Annotated in this window: 13 protein-coding genes and 1 riboswitch; all 13 genes read right to left on the reverse strand. The window is 36.4% G+C overall.

Annotation, left to right across the window (positions count from 1 at the left end):
- Window positions 1-76 precede the first annotated feature (76 nt).
- Complete coding sequence (locus tag C564_RS0105490) at window positions 77-1,315, reverse strand: competence/damage-inducible protein A (RefSeq protein ID WP_018764685.1); 1,239 nt, start codon at window positions 1,313-1,315, stop codon at window positions 77-79.
- Between the two features lie 20 nt (window positions 1,316-1,335).
- Window positions 1,336-1,914, reverse strand: coding sequence for a CDP-diacylglycerol--glycerol-3-phosphate 3-phosphatidyltransferase (pgsA, locus tag C564_RS0105495; protein WP_018764686.1), 579 nt, complete (start codon window positions 1,912-1,914; stop codon window positions 1,336-1,338).
- Window positions 1,915-1,978: 64 nt separating this feature from the next.
- Complete coding sequence (locus tag C564_RS0105500; protein ID WP_081621448.1) at window positions 1,979-2,890, reverse strand: helix-turn-helix domain-containing protein; 912 nt, start codon at window positions 2,888-2,890, stop codon at window positions 1,979-1,981.
- A 12-nt stretch (window positions 2,891-2,902) separates the two neighbouring features.
- Window positions 2,903-3,688, reverse strand: coding sequence for a DUF3388 domain-containing protein (locus C564_RS0105505; RefSeq protein ID WP_016115921.1), 786 nt, complete (start codon window positions 3,686-3,688; stop codon window positions 2,903-2,905).
- Between the two features lie 136 nt (window positions 3,689-3,824).
- A complete protein-coding gene (locus C564_RS0105510) occupies window positions 3,825-4,073 on the reverse strand; it encodes a DUF3243 domain-containing protein (RefSeq protein WP_003199403.1) in 249 nt (82 codons plus the stop codon).
- A 79-nt stretch (window positions 4,074-4,152) separates the two neighbouring features.
- Window positions 4,153-4,866, reverse strand: coding sequence for an elongation factor P 5-aminopentanone reductase (gene ymfI, locus C564_RS0105515; protein ID WP_006095666.1), 714 nt, complete (start codon window positions 4,864-4,866; stop codon window positions 4,153-4,155).
- A gap of 184 nt (window positions 4,867-5,050) precedes the next feature.
- On the reverse strand, window positions 5,051-6,337 hold the full coding sequence (yfmH, locus tag C564_RS0105520; protein WP_003209671.1) for an EF-P 5-aminopentanol modification-associated protein YfmH: 1,287 nt from the start codon (window positions 6,335-6,337) through the stop codon (window positions 5,051-5,053).
- Window positions 6,338-7,612 (reverse strand): EF-P 5-aminopentanol modification-associated protein YfmF, encoded by a 1,275-nt coding sequence (gene yfmF, locus C564_RS0105525; protein ID WP_018764688.1) that lies wholly within the window; start codon window positions 7,610-7,612, stop codon window positions 6,338-6,340. It lies immediately after the preceding gene.
- Between the two features lie 202 nt (window positions 7,613-7,814).
- Window positions 7,815-8,774, reverse strand: coding sequence for an ABC transporter permease (locus C564_RS0105530; protein WP_018764689.1), 960 nt, complete (start codon window positions 8,772-8,774; stop codon window positions 7,815-7,817).
- Window positions 8,775-9,833: an ABC transporter permease gene (locus tag C564_RS0105535; protein ID WP_018764690.1), complete on the reverse strand. Its 1,059-nt coding sequence runs from the start codon at window positions 9,831-9,833 to the stop codon at window positions 8,775-8,777.
- On the reverse strand, window positions 9,826-11,358 hold the full coding sequence (locus C564_RS0105540; RefSeq protein WP_003199388.1) for an ABC transporter ATP-binding protein: 1,533 nt from the start codon (window positions 11,356-11,358) through the stop codon (window positions 9,826-9,828). Before C564_RS0105540 ends, C564_RS0105535 begins: the two co-directional genes overlap by 8 nt.
- A 105-nt stretch (window positions 11,359-11,463) precedes the next feature.
- On the reverse strand, window positions 11,464-12,540 hold the full coding sequence (locus C564_RS0105545; protein WP_018764691.1) for a BMP family lipoprotein: 1,077 nt from the start codon (window positions 12,538-12,540) through the stop codon (window positions 11,464-11,466).
- 88 nt (window positions 12,541-12,628) lie between these two features.
- On the reverse strand, window positions 12,629-13,354 hold the full coding sequence (locus C564_RS0105550) for a GntR family transcriptional regulator (protein ID WP_000114183.1): 726 nt from the start codon (window positions 13,352-13,354) through the stop codon (window positions 12,629-12,631).
- 232 nt (window positions 13,355-13,586) lie between these two features.
- Window positions 13,587-13,688: riboswitch (purine riboswitch) on the reverse strand.
- Window position 13,689 lies beyond the last annotated feature (1 nt).

Here is a 13,689-nt window from a genome sequence, read left to right on the forward strand (position 1 = left end):
AAATCGAACGTTTATTCGTTTTTTTGTTTTCCATGGAAAAAGTTTCATTTTTCATCACAAAAAAACTAGAAGAAACTCATATCTCTTCTAGTTTTTTGTATAAATGATAAAATCCATATTTCACAGAGCGTTCTCGAATTTGCTGACGACTTCCACTTAATTTAAGAGGAAAAACAAACGTTGGTTCATTCTTTATCGCTAAACCTACAAAAACAGTACCAGGCTCTTTATTTTCCGAAGCACCCGGTCCTGCCACTCCAGTAAAGCTAATCCCAATATCTGCCTTCAATAGTGTCTTTACATTTTCAGCAAGATAACGAGCACATTGTTCGCTAACAGCACCGACTGTTTGTAAGGTTTCTTCAGGCACTTGTAAAACATGTTGTTTCACATCGTTATGATAGCAAATCACGCCGCCTTTAAAAACAGAAGATACGCCGGCATTTTCTGTTACTTGATTTCCAAACAGACCGCCTGTTAAACTTTCTGCACACGCTAAAGTTAAAGCTTTTTTCTTCAATAAATCAATCGCTTTATTATGAAGAAAATCTTGATTATATCCGTAGAAAAACTCCCCTACTCGTTCTAAAATCAAATCTTCTATATGTTGAATTAACACTTCCGCATGCTTTACATCATGGTGTTTAGCGGTCAAACGAAGCGTTACTTCTCCATCTGAAGCTAGCGGAGCAATTGTTGGATTCGTTTGCCCATCAATTAAGTCTTGAACTTTCACTTCCAGTTGGGATTCTCCAATGCCGAAAAAACGAAGAACACGGGAATATATATGCTCTTCAGTTGTAAAGTTACGTAAAAACGGCTCTACGTAGCTTGTATACATCGGTTTCATTTCTTTTGGCGGGCCCGGTAATAAAATATAAACCTTCTGGTTCTTAGCTAGCCCCATACCCGGTGCCATACCATGATCATTTGCAAATACAGTCGATCCTTTCAAAACAAGTGCTTGTTTCTTATTATTTTCTGTGAATTCGCGTCCTGTACGTTTAAAATACTCGCCAATTGACGTTAAAGCCTCTTCATCATAAACAAGTTCTTCTTGTAAGGTTGAAGCAATTGTTTCTTTCGTTAAATCATCTTTTGTCGGTCCTAATCCACCAGTAAAAATAAGTATATCTGCACGCTTCTCAGCAATTTGAATTGCTTCTTGTAAACGATGATTATTATCACCTACAACCGTATGATAATACACATTAATTCCGATGGAAGCTAACTTTTCAGATAAAAACTTCGCATTTGTATTTGTAATTTGCCCGAGTAACAATTCTGTTCCAACCGCAATAATTTCGGCATTCATTCCGACTCCCCCATAAGCTGTTATTTTGAATTTACAAAAGCAGCTCTATTTTTCCAGAAATAGTCCCAGCCAGAAATAACCGTAAAGATAAGTGCAATCCATATGAAAATATCCGCAACCGGAATATGGATTAAATTTAACGGTACATCATGTAATAAATATGCTGAAATCGCAATAATTTGTGTCCATGTTTTAATTTTCCCTAACATATTCGCCGCAACAACCTCACCAGTTCCAGCCAATATAAGACGTAATCCTGTTACAGCAAACTCACGGCTAATGATTACAATAACAATCCAAGATGGAACATATTGCATTTCTACTAATGTAATAAGCGCTGCTGAAACAAGTAACTTATCAGCTAATGGATCAAGAAACTTACCTAGATTCGTCACGAGATTATACTTTCTTGCATAATGTCCATCAATCCAATCTGTAGCTGAAGCAACAATGAAAACTATCGCTCCTACTAAATGTTGAATTGGTAAATCTACATTTCCAACTGTATATGTTCCCCAGTTAAAAGGAGCTAACATAATTACTAAAAAAATTGGAATTAAGCAGATTCGAGATATTGTAATTTTATTTGGTAAATTCACAGCTATTCCTCCATCATGTCAAAAACATTTGTTCATTGGAAAAAAGTCATCGAAGCGATGACTGTTATTGTGCAGGTTGTCCTACCCCTAGATTTTTAATCACTAATCTTTGGTGATATTCCTTTTCTGGATCTAGTGGGAAAGCAACAACTTGGCCATTCAGTTTAATTTCAACATTCGGTGCACTTCCAATGTTGAGAAGTACTTCTTTTGCTGTTGTTAAATCATGTTTTTCTGTTTGACCTTCTTGAAGTGTACCATTAAAAACGACATTTCCACCTTCATTTTTAATGTCTACATAACTTGCACCCTTCGCTGTAATTTCTAACTGCAGTGCTTTATTATTATGAATTTCCAAAGTAGATACCTTACCACTTGTTCCAACAAGCTTCACTTCTTCTTGTCCAGCAGGCGGCTGTTGTGCTGGTGGTTCTTCTTTCTTTGGCTCTTCTTTTTTAGGTTCTTCTGCTTTTACTTCTTCTTTCTTTTCATCAAGCGGAGAATTTTTCGCCTTCTGTACTTCTATTTGTTCACTTTTCGTTTGTTTTACTTGTCCTTCATCTTTTCCAATTAGCCATTGGAAAACAAACCACACAGCTACGCCTACTGCAATTACCAATAATGCAATCAATATTTTAGACATATGATCTGCTATTGGAAGCGATGCTGCTTTTTGCATAGTTTCTTGTGTTTTTTGACCTTTTGATATTTGCGGTACATCATGAGATTCAGATTGTGGTACTACGCTTTGATACTCTACAATCAACTCTTCTCCGTTCAGACCAACCGCGTCCGCATATTGTTTAATAAATGCACGTGCATAAAATGCACCAGGCAATATACTATAATCGCCCTCTTCAATTGTTACTAAATACCGTTTTTGAATTTTCGTTACCTCATGTAGCTGATCAATAGATAAGCCTTTCGCTTCTCTTGCTTCCTTCAGCTTTTGTCCTAATTCCGTCACTACTAACACCTCAATATTTCTTTAAAAGTCAAACATAGAGAAATTATTTTGCGCTCCTTGCTCAATTTCATCTACTAAATTATATTGAATTTCTTCATCATAATCGTTACGCAATTCAATAATATAATCAAAATCATCAAGTGTATATTCTGATTGACTCACAAATACATCTGGATGTTCGACAACTTTAGTTGCGGGTAACCTCATAATTTCACGAACGAGTTGCCAATGCCTTTCATTCGCACGCTTTGTTGAAACAATGCCATCTAATATAAAAATATTATCGTCACTATACTCATCTTCAATCAGTTGACTGCGTACAGTTTGTTTAATAAGAGTAGACGAAACAAATAGCCAACGCTTATTTGCACAAACACTTGCGGCAACGATAGATTCCGTTTTTCCAACGCGAGGCATTCCTCTTATTCCGATGAGTTTATGTCCTTCTTTTTTCATTAGTTCCGCCATAAAATCAACGAGTAAACCCAATTCATCACGAACAAAACGAAATGTTTTCTTATCATCTGCGTCTCGCTGTATGTACCTACCGTGCCTAACTGCCAACCTATCTCTGAGCTTTGGTGGACGATATTTCGTTACCGTTATATTATCCATCGTATTCAAAATTGATTCAAGTCTAGAGATTTGCTCTTGGCTATCACACATAAGCAACAGCCCGCGCCGAGCGTTGTCTACACCATTAATTGTGACAATATTAATACCAAGCATACCGATTAACGAAGAAACGTCACCAAGCAAGCCAGGTCGGTTTTTATGTATTTCATATTCAAAATACCATTCAATCATCAAATGTCACTCCCCCTGCTTACTTTACACCTACGTACTATATTATATGATTTTACGTTAATAGGGAAGATAAATGTATAATGAATCACGGTATTTTCAATACCTAAAAAAAAGAGAGGATTTTCTCCTCTCTTTTTTACTTATGTTGTACAAACTTTACCATTAAGTTAGCAATCATGTGTTGTTCTTGTTCATCAGCCACTTTCCAAAGCTCAGCTAATAATTTTTCTTGATCATTTCGCGCCTCTACTTCATTTGCCAAATAATCGCCTACACGGAATGCCATATCTGAAACTGCACCACCATCAAGCCCTTTTCCTTGCGCCTGTTCTAAACGTTCTCCTAAAAAGCTTTTCCACTGGTCAAAATTCTCTAATACTGACATGTTTAAGCACCTCACTATTAAGTAATAGAATCATACTTAATTTGTACAATTTCTCACTTTTTATGTACATATTTTTATTTTAACAATGCCAGCCACCGTTTACTCCAATAATTTGCCCTGTTATATAGGAAGCCCCTGGTGATACAAGGAAAGAAACAGTTTTGGCGACTTCCTCTGGAAATCCAATCCTTCCAGCTGGAATCTCTTCTGCGATCTCTTTCTTGTCCTCTTCTGAAAACACACTTAACATTTCCGTCTCTATGGCTCCTGGTGCCACTGCATTTACACGTATACCACTTAGCGCAACCTCTTTTGCGAGCGCCTTTACATAAGAGTTTTGTGCACCTTTTACCATAGAATACAGCACCTCACAAGACGCTCCTACTTGTCCCCATATAGATGAAATAACAACGATATTTCCACTTCGCAGGCGGATCATCGATGGAAGCGCAAGTGAAAGAAGGTTATAAACACTCTTCACCTGCAATTCCACCATCTCATTCAATTGCTCATTTGTCACATCTGTCGCCAAACCAAATATACTTTTTCCAGCTGCATACACAATAACATCAATCGGATAATGAATTTGCGCCCAGAGCTTTTGCACGCCATCTACCGCTGCTAAATTCGCTTGAACTGGAATAATTGCACCAAGTTGCTGTTCTAATTTTTTTATTTTCTCTTCACTTTTGTTGTAATGGACATACACCGTATAACCATCTTCAACTAATTGTTTCGAAATTGCAGAGCCAATTCCTCCGCTTCCTCCAGTCACTAATGCAAACTTTGTCATATGTATCCTCTCTTATCTTTCCTCTACAGAGAAACTCTTTCAAAACACTAATCTTATCATGTATTCACAAACAAATAATACCCCCACCTTACAATTCAGCAATAGCCAAAAGGTTAGGTGGGGGATAAACTGTCCGTAAAGTTCTAAATCGTAAGGCTTAAGCCCCACTTATTCATGTTTCATTTTATTTCTTCGGCAAGACTTGGCAAATACTCATTCTTTCTTCAGATAAAAATACTTTGGCTGCTTCTTGTAAATCTTGAACAGTTAATCCCTCTAAAACGGACAGAGCATCAAACAAACTAGATTCATTAAACGCATACCTTGTGAATTGATTTGCAATATATTCAGGTGAGTTAAGCGATCGTAAAAAGCCGCCAATTTTCTTTTTCTTTACACGCTCTAACGCATTCTCATCTAATTCATTATAATTAGTCTGTAGTAAAACACCTTTTAAACGTTCAGCTAGCTCATCAGGTTGCTTCGTATCACCACCAACCATCGCAAAACCAAAGTTACCTTCTTCTGTATAATCATAAGAGAATGAGTCATCAATAAGTCCTTCATTATATAAAGACTCATAATGAACTGATCCTTTCCCAAATAAATAATCTAAAAGTAATGTAAGCGCGATCTCTTGTTTTAAAAGCTCTTGCCCTTTTTCTTTAAGCCCAGTCGCCTTTATGCCTATTAAACATTTCGGTGTTTGAACAGGCATAGAAATAATTTTTTTCTTTTCATTTACTGATTCTGGTTCATCTTCAAACGAACGTACGATTTCTGGTTGATTTTTATAATCTTTTTTCGCCTGATTTTCACGTACTAAGTTCATTGTTTTTTCTGGGTCAATTGCTCCTACAACAAATAACAACATATTGCTAGGATGATAAAATGTCTCGTAGCACTCATACAATAAGTCTTTTGTAATTTTACTAATGGACTCAATTGTTCCTGCAATATCGATTTTAATTGGGTGTTTGACAAATAAACTATCGATTAAGCCAAAATACAAACGCCAATCCGGGTTATCTTGATACATTTGAATCTCTTGACCAATAATTCCCTTTTCCTTTTCAACTGTTTTTTCAGAGAAATAAGGTTCCTGAACAAAATTTAATAATGTATTTAAATTTTGTTCTACATTTGATGTACATGAAAACAAGTACGCTGTTCTCGTAAATGATGTAAACGCATTCGCAGAAGCACCTTGTTTACTAAACAACTGAAACGCATCATGATCTTCTTTTTCAAACAATTTGTGCTCAAGAAAATGAGCAATCCCATCTGGCACTCGAACCATTTCTTCTTTTCCAAGTGGAACAAACGTGTTATCAATGGAACCATATTTTGTTGTAAACGTCGCAAAAGTTTTATTAAATCCTTGCTTCGGCAATATATATACATCTAACCCATTTGGAAGCTTTTCATAATAAAGTGTTTCTTTTAATTGTTCATAAGAAATTTTCTCCATCTATTCTCCCTCCGTTCCGTGTAAAAAGTAAATCGTATCTAGCTCAATATTATTGGCAACCTTTACAATTTTCTCTTTTGTAACACGTTCAATTCCAGTTAACCATTCCTCTACTGGACGGGTACGTTCTGCAATGACGCCATGATAAAGCATTTCTACGAAACCACGCGGTGTATCAATTGCCTCTAAAATTTGGTTTTGAATTACACTCTTTGTTTGATGAATTTCTTCTTCAGAAAAGTCACCGTTTTGCATTGCTTTCATTTGCTCTTTAATAATCTCGACTGCTTTTTCATAATTTTTCGCTTCAATTCCCGACATAACAAAGAGAAGACCTTTATGACTTTCAAAACGCGACGCTGCATAATAGGCTAAACTGTTTTTTTCACGTACATTCACAAATAATTTCGAATGTGAGAATCCACCAAATAACCCGTTAAACAGCTGTAGCGCAAAATAATCCTCATCACGGTACGTAATATATGTGCGATATCCGATATTTAATTTACTTTGCTTTAATTCTTGTTTTTCAACAATTTCTTGTTCTTCATTATTTCGCTTATGAAGAATGACATTTTTGTCTTTTGCTGTACGAGGCGCGATTGAAAAGTATTTACCTACTAAGTCAACCGCATCTTCATCTATGTCACCAATGATATATAGATCCATTTCATCTTCCGCTAACACCTTTTGATAATAGCGGTATAAAGTTTCATTTGTAATGGAGGCAACGCGCTCTTTTTGACCATTTGCACTTAAACGATATGGTTCTACTTTACACATTTCTTCTATTAATCGTTCATTCGCATAGCGCATTTTATCATCATATGTAGCTTCAATTCGTTGCACGAGCGCTCTTTTTTCACTTTCTACAATTGATGATAAAAAACCGCTCCCTTCAGTTGCTGGGTGTAATACAATATCAGACAGTATAGACAGTGCTTTTTCAAACAACGGCGGTGCATCTTGTAAATATGTTTCGTTGGCAATATCCACATAAATAGAGATGATATGATCTTCCCCTTTTTTACTTACATCTACCGCCAGAGAAGAACCGTACAACTCCTCTAAATATTGGCGAAGACGAATTACAGATGGCAGTTTTTCTGTTGCACTTTGCAATACATATGGTAATAAAGCACGCTCTGTCACCGTTTCTTCATTTAAAGGTGCTTTAAGGCGAAATACAAATGTATTTGTTTTATATTTATCTGTCGGAATCATATGTACACGTAAACCACCTAGTTCATGCATTTGCTGTTCCATCAGTTTCATTTTATAGCCCTCCTTTACGTATGTAGGAATATTCCTCTTCAATATACAGTTTTTAGAAACGAAAAATCAACTTTTCTCCCTTACATACTTTTCCCTCAAACAGTTTACTAATTAAAAAGAGAAAGTAATTTTCTGTATTAAACATATTCTATGTAAAAAAGCCCGCACTAATGTGCGAGCTTTTTCCATACTTGTAAAACGCTTATCTTTTTCCTTTTTCATACGGTGTTCCAAGTGCCTTTGGAGCTTCTGAACGTCCTACAAAACCAACAAGCGCTAAAATTGTGAACACATATGGTAATATCGCTAAGAAAACACTCGGAATTTCTTTTAATACAGGGATTGTACCACCAGTTACCCCTAGTGATTGTGCAAATCCAAAGAATAAAGCAGCTCCTAGTGCACCAATTGGGTTCCATTTCCCAAAGATCATAGCAGCTAACGCTAAGAAACCTTGTCCCGTAATCGTTGCACCTGAGAAGTTGTTTGAGATTGACAGTGCAAAGGTTGCACCGCCTACTCCAGCAAACATCCCTGAAATACAAACAGCAATATAACGCATTTTATATACATTAATCCCCATTGTATCCGCAGCCATCGGATGTTCACCAACCGCACGAAGACGAAGACCAAACGGTGTTTTATAAATAATATACCAAACAACAAATGCTAAAATAATGGCAATATACGATGTTAATGGTACATTTGAGAAAAATACTTTTCCAATAACCGGAATATCCGACAGTCCTGGAACATCAATTTTCTCAATACGGTAGTGAATAAAATCAGTTTGTCCTTTACCAAAGATTTTCTTAATCGCAAAAACAGTTAAACCAAGAGATAAAAAGTTAATTGCTACTCCACTAACAACTTGATCCGCACGGAATGTAATCGATGCAACTGCATGAAGAAGTGCAAATAATCCGCTACCAATTGCTGCAAATATAAGTGCAATCCAAGGAGTCATAGCCCCCCAAGTATCCCCCATTAATAGCGTGGTAACAACACCAACAAATGCACCAAATAACATTAATCCTTCCAATGCGATATTTACAACACCAGAACGCTCACTAAATACGCCACCTAACGCTGTAAAGATTAGAGGTGCTGCCGTGTATAACGTACCCGTCACAAGAATGGCTAAAACATCTAGAAAGCTCATTTATTTCCCCTCCTTGCTTATGCGCGTAAGTGTCCAGCGTAAAATATAACTACAAGCAACAAAGAAAATAATACATGCAATAATTACATTAATTAACTCAGATGGTACATCTGCCTCAAAGTTCATTTGCGGCGCTGCACTTTTTAAACCTCCAAATAATAACGCAGCAAGTATAATACCAAATGGATTATTCCCTCCAAGAAGCGCTACCGCAATCCCGTCAAATCCAATTCCGGTAAATGTAGCCATCGCTGTCATACTTTGGAATGTTCCAAGCCCTTCCATCGCGCCACCAATACCAGCAAATGCACCCGCAATTGTCATAGATAACACAACATTACGAGACACTTTCATACCAGCATATTGAGACGCTTGTTGGTTAAACCCAACTGATTTCAATTCATAACCTAAAGTTGTTCTATCTAATAAGAACCACATAAGAATCGTAACAAGAATTGCGACAACAATTCCCCAGTGAAGACGAGAGCCATCTGTTAAAGAAGCTAGCCAATCTGAAGCTAATGACGCACTCGGCTGAATATCATATGTTTTGTCATTGCCTTCATGTAAAAAGCGTTTAATGATGTCATATGTAACATATAATGCAATGTAGTTCATCATAATCGTTACAATAACTTCATTAACCTTAAATTTCCCTTTCAAATATCCCGGAATAAATCCCCATAGTCCACCAACTATAGCTGCCACTAAAATAGACAATGGAATATGAAGAAAGGCAGGTAATGATACTGCATAACCAAACCAAACAGCAGCAAGCCAACCAACTAACAATTGTCCTTCTACCCCGATATTAAATAAACCTGTACGAAACGCAAAAGCTACCGATAACCCCGCAAGAATAAGCGGAATCATTGTACGAAGCGTCTCTCCAATTGCACTGGGACTTCCGAACATACCAGTCCAAAGTGCACTATATCCAACAATTGGATCATACCCACTAACTAACATAACAATGGCACCAACAAGCAACCCAAATATAACGGATAATACAGGAACTAAAATATTAATCGTTCGCTCCGTTAAAAACTTTTTAGCCATTTGTACTCACCTTCGCTTCCCCTGTTCCACCAGCCATTAAAAGACCTAATTGTTTTTCATTTGTTTCTTTTGCATTAACAATCGCGACAATTTTCCCTTCATAAATAACAGCAACGCGGTCACTCACATTTAAAATTTCATCGAGTTCTAAAGAAAGAAGAAGCACCGCTTTTCCTTTATCTCTCTGTTCAATTAATTTCTTATGAATAAATTCAATCGCACCTACATCTAAACCACGTGTCGGCTGCGCTGCGATTAATAAATCTGGATCACGATCTACTTCACGTGCAATAATTGCCTTTTGCTGGTTCCCGCCAGATAATGCACGAGCTACTGTTTGCTCGCTAGGTGTACGTACATCAAACTGCTCAATCAGCTCTTTTGCCTTTTTCGTTATTTTACTAAAATTTAAAATTCCTTTATTTGAAAATGGATTCTTATAATATGTTTGTAAAACAATATTATCTCTAACGGAAAAATCAAGAACGAGTCCATGTTTATGACGGTCTTCTGGAATATGACCGACTCCTTCTTCCGTAATTCGTCTAACAGGCCAGTTTGTGATTTCTTTTCCATTAATTGCAATAGAACCTGACTCAACTTTTCGTAAACCAGTAATTGCCTCTATTAATTCACTTTGTCCATTCCCATCAATCCCTGCAATACCGACGATTTCTCCTGCACGAACAGTTAAGTCAAGGCCTTTTACAGCAGGCAATTGGCGCACATCATGAACAACAAGATTTGCAATAGAAAGTACATCTTCCTTAGGTCTGGCATCTATTTTTTCTGTTTTAAAATTCACTTGACGTCCGACCATTAATTCTGCAAGTTTATGTTCATCTGTATTTGCAACGTCAACCGTTCCGATTCCTTTTCCTTTACGAATAATCGTACAACGATCACAAACTTCCATAATTTCTTTTAACTTATGTGTAATAAGAATGATAGATTTCCCTTCTCGCACAAGCTTTTTCATAATTTGAATAAGCTCATGAATTTCTTGAGGAGTTAATACTGCCGTCGGTTCATCAAATATTAAAATCTCTGCTCCGCGATACAGCGTTTTTAAAATTTCAACACGTTGCTGCATACCAACTGAAATATCTTCAATTTTCGCATACGGATCTACAGCTAAACCATATTGTTCTGATAATTGTTGAATCTCTTTTGCAGCTTCATCAATAGCAATTTTCCCTTTTCTCTTCGGTTCATTTCCAAGAATAATATTCTCTGTAACTGTAAAATTATGAACAAGCATAAAATGTTGATGAACCATACCAATCCCGAAGTCATTTGCAATATTAGGGTTTGTAATCTTTACAGGATTCCCTTTAATTTTAATTTCTCCTTGTTCTGGCTGATATAATCCAAAAAGAACGTTCATTAACGTTGACTTCCCTGCACCATTTTCTCCGAGTAAAGCATGTATTTCTCCCTGTTTTACTTGCAGCGTAATATTATCGTTCGCTACAATGCCTGGGAATACTTTTGTAATATTATTCATCTCAATTACGTATTCCATTTTGTTCCTCCTTTTAGCAGGGAACAGTCCCCAATTACACTCTATTAAAAGTAATTTTATATATACAAAGGTTAGTTCTAAGAACTAACCTTTGCTATTTCTCTATTATTTCTTAAGAGCAGTTTCGTATTCTTTGTACTCTTTATCAGTAGCAGGTACTTTAATTTCACCAGCAGTAATTTTCTTTTCAAACTCTTCTACTTTTGGTAAAATTTCTGGATTTACTTTTTTCACATTATCAGTTGTTTTCGCAATGCCAACACCTTCATCTTTCAAACCAAACGCTTCTACTTTTCCGCCTTTTAACTTACCATCTTTTGCTTCTTGTGCTACTTTTTCAACCGCAACATCAACGCGTTTTACCATAGAAGTTAGCGTTACGTTTTCAGGCATACCTTCTTGATTTTGGTCACGGTCAACACCGATTACCCAAACATTTTCACCTTTCTTCTTACGGTTTTTCGCTTCAGTAAACACGCCGTTACCAGTACCACCAGCAGCATGATAAATTACGTCTACTCCTTGTCCGTACATTGCTGATGCAAGTGCAGCACCTTTTTCAGGTTTATCAAATGCTTCTGCATATTCAGATACAATCTCAATATTTGGGTTAACAGCTTTAGCACCAGCTTTAAATCCATTCTCAAACTTACTAATTAAATCACTCTTCATTCCACCAACAAACCCAACTTTATTTGTTTTTGTTGACATCGCTGCTACTGCACCTACAAGGAATGATCCTTCATGATCCTTAAATGTAATACTTGTTACGTTCGGTTGTTTTACTACAGTATCTACAATCGCAAACTGTTGCTTTGGATTTTCTTTCGCAACTTCTTCAATTGCTTTTTCTAATTTATAACCAATACCAAAAGATAAATCATATTTATCTTTTGCAAATTTCTTTAAGTTCGGAATATAATCTGCTTCTTTTTCAGACTGAAGGTAACGATAGTTCGTCTTCTCTTTTAGCCCATTATCTTTACCGAATTTTTGTAAACCTTCCCAAGAAGATTGGTTAAATGATTTATCATCAACGCCCCCAACGTCTGTAACCATACCTACTTTAATGCTCTTTCCATCTTTTTTATCTCCACTTGCTTTATCCGAGTTACCACATGCACCTAACACTGTACTCGCCGCTAACGTTAATGATAATAAAAGACCTGTTTTTTTCTTCATACTAGAAACCCCTCCTAAATGATATATGTATCTATTAATATGCTAGTGTCCCCTTCTTCTTGCTGTCACCTCCCTAAAAAGGAACGAATTACATACGTTTTCGTAATACGTGGAAGCTAAATTTATCTGCTCTAAAATAATTAATAGAATATAAGATCGGCTCATCATTTTGATCATAGTGCATTTGCTTTAGAATCAGCAGCGCTGTTTCTGGTTCGCATTGTAAAATTGGTGATATTTTCGGATGATAACCAATTGGTTCAATATGAGCAACCGCGTATGTAATGCGTTTATGCGTGTTATTATGAATAACAGTAAGTAGCGATTCCTCATTATAATCAGACAAATCTGGTAATACTTCTTTTGCCAACTTGTCAATGCAATAGACAACAGGTTCCCCATCTGCTGTACGAACACGCTCAATCATCACAGCCTCAAAGCCTTCATCACTATTAAACTTTTCTTTTTCCTCTTCTGTTAGACTCGTAGTAGATGATGATAAAAAGATTGTTCCCGGTGTTTTCCCCACACTAGAAATCATATCTGTAATACTAGAAAGTTGTTCAATTCCAGAAGAAAACAGCGGTTTTGCATTCACAAAAGTACCAACGCCATGTCTGCGAATAACAACATTTTCCTCTTCTAAAATACGCAATGCTTCCCGTAAAGTCGCTCTACTTACGCCAAGTTCTTTTGCTAAATCAAACTCTGAAGGCAATTTTTGTTTTTCTTTATATGCCCCGCTTTTGATTTTCTCTTTAATATGATCGATCACCCGTAAATATAAGTGTCGACTATCGGATTTAACTGACATAAGACTCCCCCGCATTCCAATTATTCGACCTCTGATGTAAGACTTCTGTTCTCGATTTTCAACCAATACATGACATACCTTACATAACGATACGATAAAATAAAAGTTGTCGAATAAATGTTAATAATTTTTCAAAATGAAATTTTCTATCTTTATTTCATAAAAAAAACTTTGCACCCCAACATTCCTCATATAGAGAAAAAGTTAGATACAAAGATCCCTTACATCCTTTGTTACACACTTTTCCCCTCATAGTCTAGCAATTCATGGTTGCCAGGTAGAAACTTATGGACCTTATCTCCAAGATTATATGAGGCAGTGATTCTTTTCGAAGT

The sequence above is a fragment of the Bacillus sp. 105MF genome (assembly GCF_000374885.1).
Taxonomy (GTDB): Bacteria; Bacillota; Bacilli; order Bacillales; family Bacillaceae_G; genus Bacillus_A; species Bacillus_A pseudomycoides.

Coding starts and splice junctions, on each gene's coding strand:
- yfmF (WP_018764688.1), bottom strand. CDS start 7,612: ATGAAACTGATGGAACAGCAAATGCATGAACTAGGTGGTTTACGTGTA.
- C564_RS0105510 (WP_003199403.1), bottom strand. CDS start 4,073: ATGTCAGTATTAGAGAATTTTGACCAGTGGAAAAGCTTTTTAGGAGAA.
- C564_RS0105490 (WP_018764685.1), bottom strand. CDS start 1,315: ATGAATGCCGAAATTATTGCGGTTGGAACAGAATTGTTACTCGGGCAA.
- C564_RS0105505 (WP_016115921.1), bottom strand. CDS start 3,688: ATGATTGAATGGTATTTTGAATATGAAATACATAAAAACCGACCTGGC.
- C564_RS0105550 (WP_000114183.1), bottom strand. CDS start 13,354: ATGTCAGTTAAATCCGATAGTCGACACTTATATTTACGGGTGATCGAT.
- yfmH (WP_003209671.1), bottom strand. CDS start 6,337: ATGGAGAAAATTTCTTATGAACAATTAAAAGAAACACTTTATTATGAA.
- C564_RS0105540 (WP_003199388.1), bottom strand. CDS start 11,358: ATGGAATACGTAATTGAGATGAATAATATTACAAAAGTATTCCCAGGC.
- ymfI (WP_006095666.1), bottom strand. CDS start 4,866: ATGACAAAGTTTGCATTAGTGACTGGAGGAAGCGGAGGAATTGGCTCT.
- C564_RS0105535 (WP_018764690.1), bottom strand. CDS start 9,833: ATGGCTAAAAAGTTTTTAACGGAGCGAACGATTAATATTTTAGTTCCT.
- C564_RS0105530 (WP_018764689.1), bottom strand. CDS start 8,774: ATGAGCTTTCTAGATGTTTTAGCCATTCTTGTGACGGGTACGTTATAC.
- C564_RS0105545 (WP_018764691.1), bottom strand. CDS start 12,540: ATGAAGAAAAAAACAGGTCTTTTATTATCATTAACGTTAGCGGCGAGT.